The sequence below is a fragment of the Thiorhodococcus drewsii AZ1 genome, from assembly GCF_000224065.1.
Lineage (GTDB): Bacteria > Pseudomonadota > Gammaproteobacteria > Chromatiales > Chromatiaceae > Imhoffiella > Imhoffiella drewsii.
In genome coordinates, this window is the sequence record NZ_AFWT01000013.1 from 43,871 (window position 1) to 58,536 (window position 14,666).

18 protein-coding genes are annotated in these 14,666 nt (G+C 63.8%); 12 read left to right on the top strand and 6 right to left on the bottom strand.

Going from position 1 to position 14,666, the window contains the following annotated elements; translation table 11 throughout:
* Positions 1-14: 14 nt before the first annotated feature.
* Both THIDRDRAFT_RS10525 and THIDRDRAFT_RS10530 read right to left on the bottom strand, forming a co-directional pair.
* Positions 15-320 (bottom strand): addiction module antidote protein, encoded by a 306-nt coding sequence (locus tag THIDRDRAFT_RS10525; protein ID WP_007040821.1) that lies wholly within the window; start codon positions 318-320, stop codon positions 15-17.
* A gap of 3 nt (positions 321-323) precedes the next feature.
* Positions 324-620: a type II toxin-antitoxin system RelE/ParE family toxin gene (locus tag THIDRDRAFT_RS10530; protein ID WP_007040822.1), complete on the bottom strand. Its 297-nt coding sequence runs from the start codon at positions 618-620 to the stop codon at positions 324-326.
* 154 nt (positions 621-774) lie between these two features.
* Between THIDRDRAFT_RS10530 and THIDRDRAFT_RS10535 the strand changes: the two genes are divergently transcribed.
* From THIDRDRAFT_RS10535 to THIDRDRAFT_RS10565, 7 genes are all read left to right on the top strand, one after another.
* The gene (locus tag THIDRDRAFT_RS10535) at positions 775-3,846 is read left to right on the top strand and encodes a type I restriction endonuclease subunit R (protein WP_007040823.1); all 3,072 of its coding nucleotides are present in this window, start codon (positions 775-777) and stop codon (positions 3,844-3,846) included.
* A 173-nt stretch (positions 3,847-4,019) separates the two neighbouring features.
* The gene (gene rph / locus THIDRDRAFT_RS10540; RefSeq protein WP_007040824.1) at positions 4,020-4,742 is read left to right on the top strand and encodes a ribonuclease PH; all 723 of its coding nucleotides are present in this window, start codon (positions 4,020-4,022) and stop codon (positions 4,740-4,742) included.
* A 27-nt stretch (positions 4,743-4,769) separates the two neighbouring features.
* Entirely contained in the window at positions 4,770-5,393 is a 624-nt protein-coding gene (rdgB, locus tag THIDRDRAFT_RS10545; protein WP_007040825.1) for an RdgB/HAM1 family non-canonical purine NTP pyrophosphatase, read from the top strand.
* A gap of 31 nt (positions 5,394-5,424) precedes the next feature.
* Positions 5,425-6,120, top strand: a complete 696-nt coding sequence (locus THIDRDRAFT_RS10550; protein ID WP_007040826.1) for a YggS family pyridoxal phosphate-dependent enzyme — start codon at positions 5,425-5,427, stop codon at positions 6,118-6,120.
* Between the two features lie 60 nt (positions 6,121-6,180).
* A complete protein-coding gene (gene proC, locus THIDRDRAFT_RS10555; protein WP_007040827.1) occupies positions 6,181-7,011 on the top strand; it encodes a pyrroline-5-carboxylate reductase in 831 nt (276 codons plus the stop codon).
* The gene (locus THIDRDRAFT_RS10560; RefSeq protein ID WP_007040828.1) at positions 7,008-7,583 is read left to right on the top strand and encodes a YggT family protein; all 576 of its coding nucleotides are present in this window, start codon (positions 7,008-7,010) and stop codon (positions 7,581-7,583) included. Before proC ends, THIDRDRAFT_RS10560 begins: the two co-directional genes overlap by 4 nt.
* 10 nt (positions 7,584-7,593) lie before the next feature.
* Positions 7,594-7,884, top strand: coding sequence for a DUF167 domain-containing protein (locus THIDRDRAFT_RS10565; protein ID WP_007040829.1), 291 nt, complete (start codon positions 7,594-7,596; stop codon positions 7,882-7,884).
* A 10-nt stretch (positions 7,885-7,894) separates the two neighbouring features.
* Here THIDRDRAFT_RS10565 and THIDRDRAFT_RS10570 read toward each other — a convergent pair whose 3' ends face one another.
* Positions 7,895-8,596, bottom strand: a complete 702-nt coding sequence (locus THIDRDRAFT_RS10570; RefSeq protein ID WP_007040830.1) for a sulfite exporter TauE/SafE family protein — start codon at positions 8,594-8,596, stop codon at positions 7,895-7,897.
* 203 nt (positions 8,597-8,799) lie between these two features.
* On the opposite strand from THIDRDRAFT_RS10570, the gene pyrE reads away from it, so the two are divergent.
* Positions 8,800-9,441 carry an orotate phosphoribosyltransferase gene (gene pyrE, locus THIDRDRAFT_RS10575; protein WP_007040831.1) on the top strand — a complete coding sequence of 214 codons (642 nt, stop codon included), beginning with the start codon at positions 8,800-8,802 and terminating at the stop codon, positions 9,439-9,441.
* A gap of 1 nt (position 9,442) precedes the next feature.
* Positions 9,443-10,453: a DUF4124 domain-containing protein gene (locus tag THIDRDRAFT_RS10580; protein ID WP_007040832.1), complete on the top strand. Its 1,011-nt coding sequence runs from the start codon at positions 9,443-9,445 to the stop codon at positions 10,451-10,453.
* A 71-nt stretch (positions 10,454-10,524) separates the two neighbouring features.
* Here THIDRDRAFT_RS10580 and argB read toward each other — a convergent pair whose 3' ends face one another.
* The 3 genes from argB to coaBC form a co-directional block, all read right to left on the bottom strand.
* On the bottom strand, positions 10,525-11,421 hold the full coding sequence (gene argB, locus THIDRDRAFT_RS10585; protein ID WP_007040833.1) for an acetylglutamate kinase: 897 nt from the start codon (positions 11,419-11,421) through the stop codon (positions 10,525-10,527).
* Between the two features lie 114 nt (positions 11,422-11,535).
* Positions 11,536-11,994 (bottom strand): dUTP diphosphatase, encoded by a 459-nt coding sequence (dut, locus tag THIDRDRAFT_RS10590; protein WP_007040834.1) that lies wholly within the window; start codon positions 11,992-11,994, stop codon positions 11,536-11,538.
* Positions 11,978-13,189: a bifunctional phosphopantothenoylcysteine decarboxylase/phosphopantothenate--cysteine ligase CoaBC gene (coaBC, locus tag THIDRDRAFT_RS10595; RefSeq protein ID WP_007040835.1), complete on the bottom strand. Its 1,212-nt coding sequence runs from the start codon at positions 13,187-13,189 to the stop codon at positions 11,978-11,980. The genes dut and coaBC overlap by 17 nt, the downstream gene beginning before the upstream one ends.
* A gap of 194 nt (positions 13,190-13,383) precedes the next feature.
* On the opposite strand from coaBC, the gene radC reads away from it, so the two are divergent.
* From radC to rpmG, 3 genes are all read left to right on the top strand, one after another.
* Entirely contained in the window at positions 13,384-14,058 is a 675-nt protein-coding gene (gene radC, locus THIDRDRAFT_RS10600; RefSeq protein ID WP_007040836.1) for a RadC family protein, read from the top strand.
* Between the two features lie 106 nt (positions 14,059-14,164).
* On the top strand, positions 14,165-14,401 hold the full coding sequence (gene rpmB, locus THIDRDRAFT_RS10605; RefSeq protein WP_007040837.1) for a 50S ribosomal protein L28: 237 nt from the start codon (positions 14,165-14,167) through the stop codon (positions 14,399-14,401).
* A gap of 15 nt (positions 14,402-14,416) precedes the next feature.
* Positions 14,417-14,584, top strand: coding sequence for a 50S ribosomal protein L33 (gene rpmG / locus THIDRDRAFT_RS10610; protein WP_005222974.1), 168 nt, complete (start codon positions 14,417-14,419; stop codon positions 14,582-14,584).
* Positions 14,585-14,666 lie beyond the last annotated feature (82 nt).

Below are 14,666 nucleotides of genomic sequence, written 5' to 3' on the forward strand. Positions count from 1 at the left end.
GCCCGGCGCAACCATCACCCATCGATCGGCTGCGCGACCAGCTTCACGCCTAGGGCGTGACACACCCGGTTGATGGTATCGAAACGCGGCTTCGCATCCGCGCGCAGCGCCTTGTAGAGCGCCTCACGCGCGATCCCGCTCGCCTTGGCGATCTCGGTCATGCCGCGCGCGCGGGCGATGTCGCCGATGGCGGCCGCGAGCAACGCGGGCTCATCCTCCTCCAGCACGATGGTCAGATACTCGGCGATGGCCTGGTCGTCCTCCAGATGCTCGGTCATGTCGAACTCGGGCAGATCGGCGATGCGGATCTTCTCGGTCATGAATCAGTCCTCCAAGATGGAAGCCAAGGCGATGGCCTTGGCGATATCGGCCTGCTGGGTCGACTTGTCCCCGCCGCCCAGCATCAGGATCAGCACCTCTCCCCGGGGCACGTAATACATGCGCCAGCCAGGACCGAAGAATTCGCGCATCTCGAAGACGCCGCCCCCGACCGACTTCACGTCGCCGAGATTGCCAAGGGACGCTTTGCGTAATCGGGTCGCCAGACGTCGCCGAGTCATGCCGTCTTTGATTCCAGATAGCCAGGCGGCGAATTCCGGGGTTTGCTTGATCGTGAACATGGGGGCAAATGTAATCGGTCGATTACAGAAACCGCAAGAGTCCCGCATCGGAGAGGATTACGCGGCCGATCGAGGACAAGATTGGGCTCCCACGGAGCTACCCTATAATCGACCGGAGCACACCAATCGCAGAGCAGACTTCGAGGGAGTCGGTATGTCCGGACACAGGGAACGCGATTTCGAAATCGCCATCGAGGCCGGCCTGACCAGCGCGGGCGGTTACGAGAAACGCGCGCCGACGGACTACGAGGAATCGCTGGCCCTCTTCCCCGAGGATGTCACCGGCTTTCTGCAGGACAGCCAGCCGGCCAAATGGGCGGCGCTGGAGGCGCTGCTCGGACCCAAGACGACCTCGACCGTACTGGACAATCTGGCCAAGGAACTGGAGCTCAAGGGCACGCTGCACGTCCTGCGCCACGGTTTCAAGTGCTACGGCAAGACCTTCCGCATGGCCTACTTCCGGCCGAATACCCGCATGAATCCCGAGGCGGCAGAGCAATACGCCAGGAATCGCCTGACCATCACGCGCCAGGTCGGCTTCGCCTCGGTCATGAAAAAAACCGGCGGAGGTCACAAGCGCTGCGTCATCGACTTGACCCTCGCCGTCAACGGCATCCCGGTCGTCACCGCCGAGCTCAAGAACCCGTTGACCGGACAGCGCGCCACCGATGCGATCCACCAGTACGCGCAGGAGCGGGACGAGCGGGATCTCCTGTTCGCCTTCAAGAAGCGCGCCCTGGTCCACTTCGCCGTGGACCCGGACGAGGTCTGGATGACGACCCGGCTCGCTGGCAAGGAGACCCGTTTCCTGCCCTTCAACCGGGGGCACGATCAGGGCGCCGGGAACCCGCCGGTGGAGGGAAACTGGAAAACCCATTATCTCTGGGACGAGGTGCTGCGGGCCGACAGCCTGCTGGAGATCCTGCAGCGCTTCATGCACCTGGAGGTCAAGGAGAAACCGGTCAAGACCGACAATGGCGTGCGCACCCTGCGAAAGGAGACCATGATCTTTCCGCGTTATCACCAGCTCGACGCGGTCCGCCGGCTGGTCGCGCACGCCCAATCCCATGGCGCGGGCCGGAACTATCTGATCCAGCACTCGGCCGGATCGGGCAAGTCGAACTCCATCGCCTGGCTCGCGCACCGTCTGGCGAGCCTGCACGATGCGCAGGACGAGAAGGTGTTCCACTCCGTCATCGTGGTCACCGACCGGCGAGTACTCGATCAGCAGCTGCAGGCGACCATCCATCAGTTCGAGCACAAGACCGGCGTGGTCGAGAAGATCGACGAGGACACCCAGCAGCTCGCCCGCGCCCTGTCCCAGGGCACGCCCATCGTCATCACCACCATCCAGAAATTCCCCTTCATCTCTCAGGCGCTCTCGACGCTGGAAAAGAACGGCGGCGGCGTGACGATCGACACGGCGGGCAGGCGCTTCGCCGTCATCGTCGACGAGGCGCACTCGTCCCAGAGCGGCGAGACCGCGACGGCGCTCAAGGGCATGCTGAACCAGGACGGAATCGAGGCGGCGATCGCCGCCCAGCTCTCGGGGGAGGAGGACGAGGCGCTGTCCGAGGAGGCCAGGGCCGCCGTGCTGCGCGATGCGCTGCGACGCGCCCGGCAGCCGAACCTGAGCTTCTTCGCCTTCACGGCCACGCCGAAATTCAAGACCAAGGCCCTGTTCAACGAGCCAGGTCCATCCGGCGCCGCCCCCTTTCACCTGTACTCCATGCGGCAGGCCATCGAGGAGGGTTTCATCCTGGATGTGCTCCAGAACTACACCACCTACAAGCGCTTCTTCGGCCTGATCAAACAGATCGAGGACGACCCCGATGTGCCGCGCAAAAAGGCCGCGAAGGCCCTCGCGCGCTACTTGGAACTACACCCAGTCAATATCGAGCAGGTCGTTTCCGTCATCGTCGAGCACTTCCGGCTCACCGTGATGCACGAGCTCGGCGGCCGGGCCAAGGCCATGGTGGTGACGGGCTCCCGCCTCGCCGCCGTGAGGTACAAGCGCGCCTTCGACCGCTACATCGAGGAGCAAGGCTACGGCGGCATTCGCTCGCTGGTAGCCTTCTCGGGCGCGGTCGAGGATCCGGACGACCCCGGTTCGTCCTACACCGAGGTGGCGATGAACGACGGACTGGCCGAAAGTGAACTGCCGGAGACCTTCGAGCGCGACGACTACCGGGTGCTGCTGGTCGCCGACAAGTATCAGACCGGCTTCGATCAGCCCCTGTTGCAGACCATGTATGTGGTGAAGCGCCTCGCCGGCGTGCAGGCGGTCCAGACCCTCTCGCGCCTCAACCGCACTGCGCCAGGCAAGTCGCGCACCTTCGTGCTCGACTTCGCCAACGAGGAGGACGACATCTACCAGGCGTTCAAGCCCTACTATGAGACGACACCCGTGGGCGAGAACGCCGACCCGCATCGCCTCTCGGAGCTGCAACACCGGCTGCTGGAGTGGGCGATCTTCACGCCGACGGACGTCGATGCCTTCGCCGAGGTCTGGTACCGCGCCAAGCGCGACCACTCGGCGAAGGATCACAGGCTGATGAATGCCGTGCTCGACGCGGTCGTGGAACGCTTCCAGGAGCATGACGAAGAGGCGCGCGAGGAGTTTCGCGGCCAGTTGACGGCCTATCGGAACCTCTATGCCTTCCTGTCGCAGATCATCCCCTACCAGGACAGCGACCTCGAACGCCTCTACGCCTTCGTGCGCAACCTGTTGGCCAAGCTCCCGCCGCCCGGCGATGGCCAGGGCTTCGTGCTGGACGACGAGGTGGCGCTGCGGTTCTTCCGGCTTCAGCAGATGACCGAAGGCTCCATCGACCTCTCGCAGGGCGAGCCGTATCCGCTAAAGGGGCCAACGGATGTGGGTACCGGCGGCGTCAGAGACGAGGCGGTCGCCCTGTCAAGCCTGATCGAGCGCCTCAACGAGCGTTTCGGCACCGACTTCACCGAGGCCGACCAGTTGTTCTTCGACCAGATTCGCGTCTCGGCGGAAATCGACGAGGATATCGTCGAAGCAGCTCGCGCCAACAACTTCAGCAACTTCGCCGCCTATCTGGATCGGATGCTGGACGAGCTGTTCATCGCGCGTATGGAGGGCAACGAGGAGATCTTCTCTCGAGTGATGACGGATGCCGAGTTCCGTTCGGCAGCGCATGAGCACCTGGCACACGAGATCTTCCGCCGCGTGCGGGAGAACGACGACGTACATTGACCGATACGCCGTTCCGCTCCACGACGCGATTCGCAGAAGTCGCGTGGGGGTGATAGTTTACGGCGGCACCTTGCCGCTTCGAGCGGCTCACGCACTCTCAGCCCGATTCCACCGCAGAATGGTGGGGCGATTCGACATTCGCACGACAGACCGCTACAGGAGACACCAGCCTCATGAGACCCTCTCAACGCCGCCCCGATCAGTTGCGCCAGCTCCGCTTCACCCGTGGCTTCACCCGCCATGCGGAGGGTTCGGTGCTGGTCGAGTTCGGCGACACCCGGGTGCTCTGCACCGCCAGCATCGAGGCCCGGGTTCCGCCTTTCCTGAAGGGACGGGGCAAGGGCTGGATCACCGCCGAGTACGGCATGCTGCCGCGCGCGACCGGCGAACGCATGCACCGCGAGGCGGCCAGGGGCAAGCAGGGTGGACGCACGCTGGAGATCCAGCGTCTTATCGGTCGCGCGCTGCGCGCTGCGGTCGATCTGAGCGCACTCGGCGAGCGCACCATCACCCTCGATTGCGACGTACTCCAGGCCGACGGCGGTACCCGCACCGCCTCCATCACCGGTGCCTGGGTCGCGTTGCGCGATGCCATCGACCAGTTGCGCGCCAAGGGCGAGCTCGCGGCCGATCCCATCCAGGCCCAGATTGCCGCCGTCTCGGTCGGCATCTTCGAGGGCACGCCCGTGCTGGATCTGGATTATGCCGAGGACAGCTCGGCCGAGACCGACATGAATCTGGTCATGGACGGCGAGGGGCGATTCATCGAGGTCCAGGGTACCGCCGAGGGCCAGCCCTTCAGCCGCGCCGAACTGGACGCGCTGCTCGAGATCGGCGCCGCCGGCATCCGCGAGATCCAGACGGCACAGCTGGCCGCACTCGGTCTCCCGTCCTGATCCCGGCCGCCAGCGAGGAGTGACCGCATGAGCCAATCCCATCGGGACGAAACCGTCGTCCTGGCCAGCAACAATGCCGGCAAGGTCCGCGAGATCGGTCAGCTGCTGGCCGAGGCGCGCATCCGCATCCAGCCACAGGGCGAGCACGGCGTCCCCGAAGTCGAGGAGACCGGACTCACCTTCGTCGAAAACGCGATCCTCAAGGCACGCAACGCCGCGCGTCACAGCGGCCTGCCGGCCATCGCCGACGACTCGGGGATCGAGGTGGACGCACTCAAGGGCGCTCCCGGGATCTATTCGGCCCGCTATGCCGGAGCCGGCGCTTCGGACCAAGAGAATCTCCTGAAACTCTTGAAGGACCTCGAAGGCCGTCCCGAGGAGGAACGCAGCGCACGCTTCCAGTGTCTGCTGGTCTATCTCCGCCATGCCGAGGATCCAACCCCAATCATCTGCCAGGGTACCTGGGAGGGCCGCATCCTGACCGCGCCCCGGGGCGAGAACGGGTTCGGCTACGATCCCGTCTTCTTCGTTCCGACCCACGGCTGCAGCTCGGCCGAGCTGGATCCGGAGACCAAAAACCGGCTCAGCCATCGCGGCCAGGCGCTGCGCGCGCTGCAGCGGATCCTCGAAGGCGCCCCGGCGGCCGATTGAAGCAAGACAGCAAACCAGCAACCGACATCCAATGACGATCGACGATATCCCAACCAGACTCGGCCAGGTCCAGGATCGGCTCCGGGCCGCCTGCGAGCGCGCCGGCCGCGCACCCGACAGCGTCGCACTCATCGCTGTGAGCAAGAAGCAGCCGGCCGAGGCCATCCGCGCCGCCTATCGGGCCGGCCAGCGGGTCTTCGGCGAGAGCTATCTGCAGGAGGCGCTCGATAAGATCACGGAGCTGTCCGACCTCGACATCGAATGGCATTTCATCGGCCGCATCCAGTCGAACAAGACGCGCCAGATCGCGAGCCATTTCGACTGGGTCCACGGCCTTTCCGATCCGGACCACGCCCGCCGACTCAACGACCAGCGCCCACCCGAGGCCCCTCCGCTCGATGTCTGTCTCCAGATCAATCTGAGCGGAGAGGACAGCAAGTCCGGCATCGCGGCAGAGCAAGCATCCGAGCTGCTCGCAGTCTGCGACTCGCTGCCGCGCTTGCGGGTGCGCGGACTCATGACACTGCCGGCACCCAGCGACGACGAGGACGCGCAGCGCATCCCCTTCCGCGCGCTGCGCGCACTTCGTGACGCGCTGACCACGGCAGACCGCAGACTGGAGTGTCTTTCGATGGGCATGTCGGACGACCTGGAGGCCGCCGTGCTGGAGGGCGCGACCCATGTCCGCATTGGCACGGCAGTGTTCGGCCCACGTCCGTATAATTGAGGCCTCGGCGCCGCATGGGTGCGGTGCCGGTCTTCGCCATATCAGCTATCCGGGGTAGAGATGTCCACAGCCAGGATCGCCTTCATCGGTGGTGGCAACATGGCCACCAGCCTGATCGCCGGCCTGATCGCCGACGGCTACGCGCCGCAGTCCATCCAAGTATCCGATCCCAATCCAGAGCAACGCAACCGGCTCCAGGCCAGGTTCGGGATCCGCACCTTTGCCGACAACCGCGAGGCGCTCGACGCAGCCGAAACGCTGGTGCTCTGCATCAAGCCACAGATGGCCGCAAAGGTCTGCGCCGATATCGCACCTGTTCTGGCCGACTCGCGTCCCCTGGTGCTGTCGATCATGGCCGGCGTGCCCGAATCGGCCATGCAGCGCTGGTTCGGCACCGAGCTGCCGATCGTGCGCGCCATGCCCAACACGCCGGCAATGGTCCAGACCGGCGCCATCGGGCTGCATGCCAGTCCCGAAGTCGATGCGGAAGGTCGCAACCGTGCCGAAACCATCATGCGTGCGGCCGGTCTGGTGCGCTGGGTCAGCGAAGAATTCAAGATCGACGCCGTCACCGCCATCTCGGGCAGCGGCCCGGCCTATTTTTTCCTGTTCATGGAGGCGATGGAAGAGGCCGGTGTCTCGCTTGGATTGGATGCCGAGACCGCCCGTCTGCTCACCATCCAAACGGCCCTAGGTGCAGCCAAAATGGCGATGGAAAGCAATGATCCCCCGTCCAGGCTGCGCGAGCAGGTCACCTCGCCCGGAGGCACGACAGAGCGCGCCCTGTCCGTCTTCAACGAGGCCGATCTGCACACCCTGGTCGCCAAGGCCGCGACTGCGGCCCGCGATCGCGCCATCGAACTCTCTCGAACCCTGTCGGAGGACACATGACGAACACCTACCTGCTCAACCCGGTCGTCTTTCTCGTCCAGACGCTGTTCGGGCTCTATACCGCCGTCGTCGCCATGCGTTTCCTGCTGCAATGGGTGCGGGCGGATTTCTACAACCCCATCTCGCAGTTCGTGGTCAAGATCACCTCGCCGGTGCTGCGTCCGCTGCGCCGGATCATTCCCGGCTATGGCGGGCTGGATCTCTCCGCACTGGTGCTCGTGTGGCTGCTGACCGCCATTGAGCTGGGTCTGCTGACACTGCTCCTGGGACTCGACCGCTCACCGTTCGGCGCCTTCGGTTGGGCCATCCCGAACGTGGTCGAGCTGTTCATCAATATCTTCCTGTTCGCCGTGCTGATCCGGGTCATCCTGAGCTGGGTCAATCCCGATCCCTACAACCCGGCAGTAGCGCTTTTGGAACGCATTACCGACCCGGTGATGCGCCCGGCGCAGCGTCTGATCCAACCCATCGGTGGCATCGACCTTTCACCCATGCTGGTGATGGTCGGACTAGTGCTGCTCAACATGCTGCTGATCCCGCCGCTGCGCTGGTTGGTGGCGAGCCCCTTCTGAGCGAGCGGACGTGGGCTGGTATCGCTGGAACGGCGCGGACCTGGAACTCTCTCTGAGGGTCCAGCCGCGCGCGCCAAAGGACACCTTCGACGGACCCGACCCAGGCGGCGAGCACTATCGGGTCCGCATCAAGGCCCCCCCGGTGGATGGCAAGGGCAACGACGCGCTGCGTCGCTTCGTCGCCAAGTCCTTCGGCGTAGCGCCCTCGCGCATCGAGATCATCGGAGGGGAGCACGCACGCTACAAACGGCTGCGGATCCAGGAGCCCAAGAGCTTCCCCATCCCGATCGACCCCGCCTGAAGCCCTGGCCTCAGAACCATCCCGAAGCCAGATCCCAGAGTGCATGGATGCCGAATCCGATCACGAGCAGACCCGCAGCCTGACGGACCCAAACACGCTCGGCGATCCGAGCAGCGGCACCGGCGAGCAAGGCGATCCCCATCAGATTGGGCAATGTCCCGAGCCCGAAGGCCAGCATGACGCCAGCCCCATCGAGCGCGCCGCCCGTCGCCATCGCCGTCATCAGCACGCTGTAGACCAACCCGCAGGGAATCCAGGCCCAGACGAAGCCGACCGCCAGCGCCTGAGGCAGGGTTCGCACCGGCAGCAGTGGACGCGCGAACGGCTCCAGACGAAGCCAAATGCGCCCTCCAAAGCGCTCGGCCACCTCCAGCAGACGCCACCAGCCGCCGAGATAGAGACCCAGTAGCACCATCATGAGACCGGCGAAGCCGTAGAGCAGGCGCTGCCCGATTTGCAGGACGTCGAGCTGAAGCAGCAGGGCTCCCAGCCCACCGAAGAGCGCCCCAACGACCCCGTAGCCGAGAATCCGCCCCAGGTTGTAGACGAGCTGATAGGGCAGCATCTGGAGCGGATGACGACGAAGCCGCGCGTCCAGTCCGAGGGTGATCGAGCCCGCCACGCCTCCGCACATCGCCAGACAATGGACGCCGCCCAGCAGCCCGACCACAAAGGCAGTGAGGTACACTTCGACGGGAGATGAGAACGGCACGGCAGACCTCCTTGGTGAAAGGCGTATCATTTGAGTGAAGTGTCTAGCTGCCAGCCTCCGGCTACCAGCAGAAGAGAGACGAACGCTTCGCGCTCGTCTGCCCGATCAGCTCAGTGATCAGCCGCGAGCCGGAAAGCAGCCCACACTAAGCTGGTAGCTTTTCCCCTGATAACCCCACTTATTCAGCGCAGGACAGACACAGGATGCTTGAATACCAACGTGACTTTCTGAATTTCGCCACCGAGATCGGCGCACTGAAATTCGGCGACTTCACGCTCAAATCCGGACGACGCAGCCCCTACTTCTTCAACGCGGGGCTCTTCAACACGGGTCTGCGCCTGGCCCGGCTAGCACGTGCCTATGCCCATTGCATCGCGCAGTCCGGCCTGGCGTTCGACGTGCTCTACGGCCCCGCCTACAAGGGCATTCCACTCGCCGCCGCCACCAGCCTGAACCTCGCAACCGAGCATGAACACGAGACGCCCTATGCCTTCAATCGCAAGGAGGCGAAGGACCACGGAGAGGGTGGCACCATCGTCGGCACTCCACTGGCCGGGCGCATCCTTATCATCGACGACGTCATCACCGCCGGCACATCGGTGCGAGAATCGGTCGAGATCATCCGCTCGGCCGGTGCCACACCTGCGGGCGTGGTCATCGCGCTCGACCGTCAGGAGCGCGGTCAGGATGCCTGTTCGGCCGTCGAGGAGGTTCGCAAGACCTTCGACATCCCGGTGCTGAGCATCCTGACACTGGCCGATCTCATCAGCTACCTGGAAGCATCGCCGGACGACACGGCCCGTCTGGAGGCTATGCGCGATTATCGTCGACTCTATGGGGTGTGATATGCGACTTGGACCGATTCGAACTCCCACTCCGCTCGCGAGGTCACCACGCGGGCTCTGGCTGATCCCAACGCTCGGCGCGCTCTGCTGGTCGGGACTCGCATTGGCGCAAGGCTCACTGTACCGCTGGGTCGACGACAACGGCGCAGTGCATTACACGGATTCGGTCCCGGCCGCCGAGAGCAAGCAAGGGCATACCAAACTCTCAGAGCAGGGCGTGCACACCGAGGAGGTTGCCCCCGCACCCACCGAAGCCGAACTGCAAAAGGCCAAGGAAGCTGAGCGCTTAAGACAGGAAGAGGAACGCCGCGCCGCCGCCCGCAAGGAGGCCGACGCCCGATTGCTGAGCCGCTATCGCACGGCCGAAGAGGTGGAGCTGACCCGAGACGGCAAGCTCGCCGGGGTCAATGCGCTGATTCAGGTCAAACGAGACCTGATCCGATCCAATCAGGAACGGCGCCTGAAGCTGGAGACGCGGAAGAAAAAGGCGCTTCAGTCGGGCAAGCCGCTGCCACCCGAACTTGAAAACGACATCGCCCAGACCGAATCCAAGATCCGCGCGAACTATGCGGCGATCATCGACTTGGAGCATCAGAAGGACGCCATCCGCCAGGAGTTTCGCGGCATCTTGAGACATTATCTGAAGCTGCGGCGTCTGCCGGTACCGACCGAATCCACGGAAGGCGAGACACTTGTCGATGTCCAAAATTTAGTGACCTGCACGGGCATGGCGGAATGCAGCCGCTATTGGGAACAGGCCATGACCTACGTTCGTAAGCACTCGGAGGCCAAGACCGAAATCCTCGGTCCTGGTCTATTGATCGCCATCCAAGAGGACGACAAGGAAGAGCAAACCTTCACCCTGACCTGGACCCAAGCGGCGGCCGACCGACCCGTGCATCTCTATCTCGACCTTCAGTGCAAGAACAAACAGACAGGAAGTCTGACTTGCGTGGACACCTCAGCAAACGCGGTGGAGGAGGGATTCCAGGCGGCAGTCACCCAAAACTGAGACGGTTTCCTCGTAGGATGTGGTGAGGAACGAACCGCATCGGTCGCGAAAGATGCGGCTCGCCATGTGCACTAGCGGGCGCGAATCAGGGTGCCAACACCCGTATCCGTGAAGAGGTCGAGCATCACCGCATGCTCGACCCGGCCATCAATGATGTGGGCCGACTTGACCCCCGACTGAATGGCATCCAGCGCGCAGCGAATCTTGGGCAGCATGCCCCCGCTGATCACCCCGTCCTCGATCAGGCGTTGAACGCGTCCGACCTCCAGCTCGGAGATCAGCTTGCCCTCGGCATCCAACAAACCGGGGATATTCGTCAGGAGCAACAGCTTCTCGGCCCCAAGCACCTCGGCGATCTTGCCCGCCACCAGGTCCGCGTTGATGTTGTAGGAACGACCGTCCTCGCCAACACCGATCGGGGCGATGACCGGGATGAAATTGCTCTTGACCAGCATGTGGATGATCGAGGGATCGATGCTCTGAACCTCGCCCACATGCCCGATGTCCACGATCTCCGTTGCCTTGAGTTCGGGGGCGCCCCGATGCAGCAGGAGTTTGCGAGCGTGGATCAGATCGCCATCCTTTCCCGTCAGCCCCACGGCGGAACCGCCGTGCCGATTGATGAAGTTGACGATCTCCTTGTTGACCAAGCCGCCTAGGACCATCTCGACCACGTCCATGGTCTCTGAGTCGGTCACCCGCATCCCCTGCACGAACTCGCTCGCCTTACCGAGACGCTTCAACAGCGAGCCGATCTGTGGTCCCCCTCCGTGGACGATGACCGGATTGATGCCGACCAGCTTCATGAGCACGATGTCGCGCGCGAAACCCTGCTTGAGCGATTCGTCCACCATGGCATTGCCGCCGTACTTGATGACCATGGTTTTGCCCTGAAACCGCTGGATGTAGGGCAGGGCTTCGATCAGGACGTGCGCGATGGTCTGGGCGCGTTCGATAGGTAGTGTCATTGCGTTCGGTGTCTCTGGAAAACCTTAGAAATTCCCAAGCGATGTGACTGTCGGTACAACGCGGAAGGCAGGCCGCGAGACCAGTCAGGTAGTCAGAACATTGACGGAAATCGCCTAGCCTCGACCTGTATGCCCAAAGCCGCCATCGCCGCGTCGCGATGACTCGAACGACTCGACCAGTTCCAGCTCGGCCCTCAGGACTGGCACGAGAATGAACTGGGCAATGCGTTCACCCACCTCGATCCGAAACGGCGTTTTTCCCCGGTTCCAGCAGGAGACCATGAGCGGGCCCTGATAATCGGAGTCGATGAGTCCGACCAGATTGCCCAGAACGATACCGTGACGATGCCCCAGACCCGAGCGGGGCAGAATCATCCCGGCAACGCCGGGCTCGGCGATGTGCACGGCCATACCGGTCGGCAGCAGTTCGGTCGCGCCAGGAGCCAGGTCTAGGGGCGCATCCAGCATGGCGCGCAGGTCCAATCCGGCCGATCCCTCGGTCGCATAGGCGGGCAGGGGGAAATCGCGGCCGAGCCGCGGGTCGAGGATCTTGACCTCAAGTCGATGCAACATGTCGTTCTCGATAGCGTTCGGCGATCAGCGCGGCCAGTTCGGCGGCGAGTCGTGTCTTGTTCATCATCGGCAGATCGCGCGAACCGTCGGACCAATAGACGCTGAGCGCATTCTCGTCGCGCTCGAATCCACCGCGCTCGGCCCCAACCAGATTGGCGGCGATCATGTCGAGCCTCTTGTCGCGCAGCTTGCCGAGCGCATAGTCGGCGACCCGGTCGGTCTCGGCCGCGAAACCGACGGTGAAAGGGGCCGGAGTCGAGGCGGCGACCTCCGAGAGGATATCCGGATTGCGGACCAGACGCAGGGTCAGCTCCTCGGAGGATTTCTTGATCTTGCCCTCGGCCGCCCGCTCGGGCCGATAGTCGGCCACCGCCGCCGTGGCGACGAAGAGATCGCAGTCGACGACCCGCGACATGACCGCCGCGTGCATCTCCAAGGCCGTCTCGACGCGCACCAACTCATCGACAGACGGCCCCGTCAGGGCGGTCGGGCCGCTCACCAGGACGACGCGCGCACCCAAATCGGCCAATGATTCAGCCAGGGCATAGCCCATACGACCGGAGCTGCGGTTGCCGAGAAAGCGCACCGGATCCAACGGCTCGCGGGTTGGACCGGCGGTCAGCAGCACGCGGACGCCCTTGAGCGAGGACGCTTCAGGCGGGCTCAGGGCCGAGACGATCTCGGCCGGCTCCAGCATGCGGCCCGGTCCAATCTCGCCGCAGGCCTGCACGCCCTCGCCGGGCCCCAGGATCCGCGCACCGCGATCCACCAGGCGGCGCAGATTGTCCTGAGTCGCCGGATGGAGCCACATGGCCTGGTTCATGGCCGGCGCGAGCACCAGTGGGGCCTCGCATGCCAGGGCCAGGGTCGTAAGCAGGTCGTTCGCCATACCGACCGCGAGCCGCGCCATCAGATCCGCTGTGGCCGGTGCGATGAGCAGCAGATCGGCCCAGCGCGCCAGGGCGATGTGATCCATCCCCGCTTCGGCCTCGGAGTCGAAGGTCTCGATGCGTACTGGATGACCGGACACGGCCTGAAACGTCAGTGGCGCCACGAACTGGGTCGCTGCGGGGGTCATGACCACCCGCACCTCGAAACCTTGGGCACCGAGACGCCGGACGAGATCGACCGATTTGTAGGCGGCAATGCCGCCGCCAACGCCCAAAAGCAGGCGACGGATCCTATTCTGGTTCATTTGCGATTCGTGTATCTTGCGCTCGGATATGGACCGAGAGGGACGCCGCGCTGACACGCGCCCTCACCAACACTCGGTGCCTTTGCGAAAGCGATGCCAGGCGAATACAGGACATTGGAGTGTAACTGATCGGCTCTTTCCGGCACATACCACCGGGACGAGAGAGCCGAGAATCGGCGGCGAGGGGAGGCCCCATGACGATCAAGGACTGGCCGCAGGACGAGCGACCACGCGAGAAACTCCTGGAACGCGGCGCGGGTGCGTTGTCGGATGCCGAGCTGCTGGCGATCTTTCTGCGCACCGGCATTCCTGGGAAGAACGCGGTAGACTTGGCGCGCGACCTGCTCGCCAGCTTTGGCGGACTGCCCGGTCTGCTGGCGGCGGATCAACGTCGCTTCTGTGACGGCAAGGGACTGGGCAAGGCCAAGTTCGCCCAGTTGCAGGCGGTGCTGGAGCTCAGCCGACGCTATCTACTGACCCGCATCAGCGGTCAGGATGTCCTCACCAGCCCGGAGGCCACCCGCGATTACCTCAAGATGCGGCTCTACGGCTCGCCCCACGAGATCTTCGCGTGCCTCTTCCTCGACAACCGCCACCGCGTGATCCTCTACGAAGAGTTGTTCCGAGGCACCATCGACGGCGCCAGCGTCCATCCGCGCGAGGTTCTGCGCCGGGTCATGGACACCAATGCGGCGGCGGTCATCTTCGCCCACAACCATCCATCCGGCGTCGCCGAGCCCAGCCAAGCCGACCTGCATATCACCAAACGACTGAAGGACACACTAGCGCTTGTGGACGTGCGTGTGCTCGACCACATCATCGTCGGTGAGGGGGACGGAACCTCCTTCGCCGAGCGGGGCCTTCTGTGAGCCGGAAATCGAATTGCATCCGGGACTTGCGCGCCTTTCAGACAGCGTGATAGGATTCCGCTTCTTTATGCACCGAAACACACGCCGACTTGTAGGGATTCCCGCCATGTCCAAGGTATGTCAGGTTACCGGTAAACGCCCCCTCACCGGCAACAACGTCTCGCACGCGAACAACAAGACCAAGCGTCGCTTCCTCCCGAACCTGCATGAGAAGCGGTTCTGGGTCGAGGCCGAGAAGCGTTGGGTCAAGCTGCGTCTGTCCACCAAGGGCATGCGCATCATCGACAAGAATGGTATCGACGCTGTGCTCGGCGATCTCCGTGCACGCGGCGAAAAGGTCTAACAGGAGGATCCACCCATGGCCAAGGCAGCACGCGAAAAGATCCGCCTCAACTCCAGCGCCGGTACGGGTCACTTCTATACCACGACCAAGAACAAGCGCAATCAGCCTGGCAAGATGGAGATCAAAAAATTTGATCCCGTCGTTCGTCAGCACGTCATGTACAAGGAAGGCAAGATCAAGTAAGCCGACCTGTCCCGGCCCGAACGGCCGGCTTGCGTACATGGCGCCCGAAAAAGCCCGCTTCTAGCGGGTTTTTTTCGTGTCT

Bases quoted from the DNA above. Each gene is read 5' to 3' on its own strand.
- rdgB (WP_007040825.1), top strand. From the start codon at position 4,770: ATGAGCCAATCCCATCGGGACGAAACCGTCGTCCTGGCCAGCAACAAT.
- radC (WP_007040836.1), top strand. From the start codon at position 13,384: ATGACGATCAAGGACTGGCCGCAGGACGAGCGACCACGCGAGAAACTC.
- THIDRDRAFT_RS10580 (WP_007040832.1), top strand. From the start codon at position 9,443: ATGCGACTTGGACCGATTCGAACTCCCACTCCGCTCGCGAGGTCACCA.
- rph (WP_007040824.1), top strand. From the start codon at position 4,020: ATGAGACCCTCTCAACGCCGCCCCGATCAGTTGCGCCAGCTCCGCTTC.
- THIDRDRAFT_RS10530 (WP_007040822.1), bottom strand. From the start codon at position 620: ATGTTCACGATCAAGCAAACCCCGGAATTCGCCGCCTGGCTATCTGGA.
- proC (WP_007040827.1), top strand. From the start codon at position 6,181: ATGTCCACAGCCAGGATCGCCTTCATCGGTGGTGGCAACATGGCCACC.
- rpmG (WP_005222974.1), top strand. From the start codon at position 14,417: ATGGCCAAGGCAGCACGCGAAAAGATCCGCCTCAACTCCAGCGCCGGT.
- dut (WP_007040834.1), bottom strand. From the start codon at position 11,994: ATGTTGCATCGACTTGAGGTCAAGATCCTCGACCCGCGGCTCGGCCGC.
- THIDRDRAFT_RS10535 (WP_007040823.1), top strand. From the start codon at position 775: ATGTCCGGACACAGGGAACGCGATTTCGAAATCGCCATCGAGGCCGGC.
- THIDRDRAFT_RS10525 (WP_007040821.1), bottom strand. From the start codon at position 320: ATGACCGAGAAGATCCGCATCGCCGATCTGCCCGAGTTCGACATGACC.
- pyrE (WP_007040831.1), top strand. From the start codon at position 8,800: ATGCTTGAATACCAACGTGACTTTCTGAATTTCGCCACCGAGATCGGC.
- THIDRDRAFT_RS10550 (WP_007040826.1), top strand. From the start codon at position 5,425: ATGACGATCGACGATATCCCAACCAGACTCGGCCAGGTCCAGGATCGG.
- argB (WP_007040833.1), bottom strand. From the start codon at position 11,421: ATGACACTACCTATCGAACGCGCCCAGACCATCGCGCACGTCCTGATC.
- coaBC (WP_007040835.1), bottom strand. From the start codon at position 13,189: ATGAACCAGAATAGGATCCGTCGCCTGCTTTTGGGCGTTGGCGGCGGC.
- THIDRDRAFT_RS10560 (WP_007040828.1), top strand. From the start codon at position 7,008: ATGACGAACACCTACCTGCTCAACCCGGTCGTCTTTCTCGTCCAGACG.
- rpmB (WP_007040837.1), top strand. From the start codon at position 14,165: ATGTCCAAGGTATGTCAGGTTACCGGTAAACGCCCCCTCACCGGCAAC.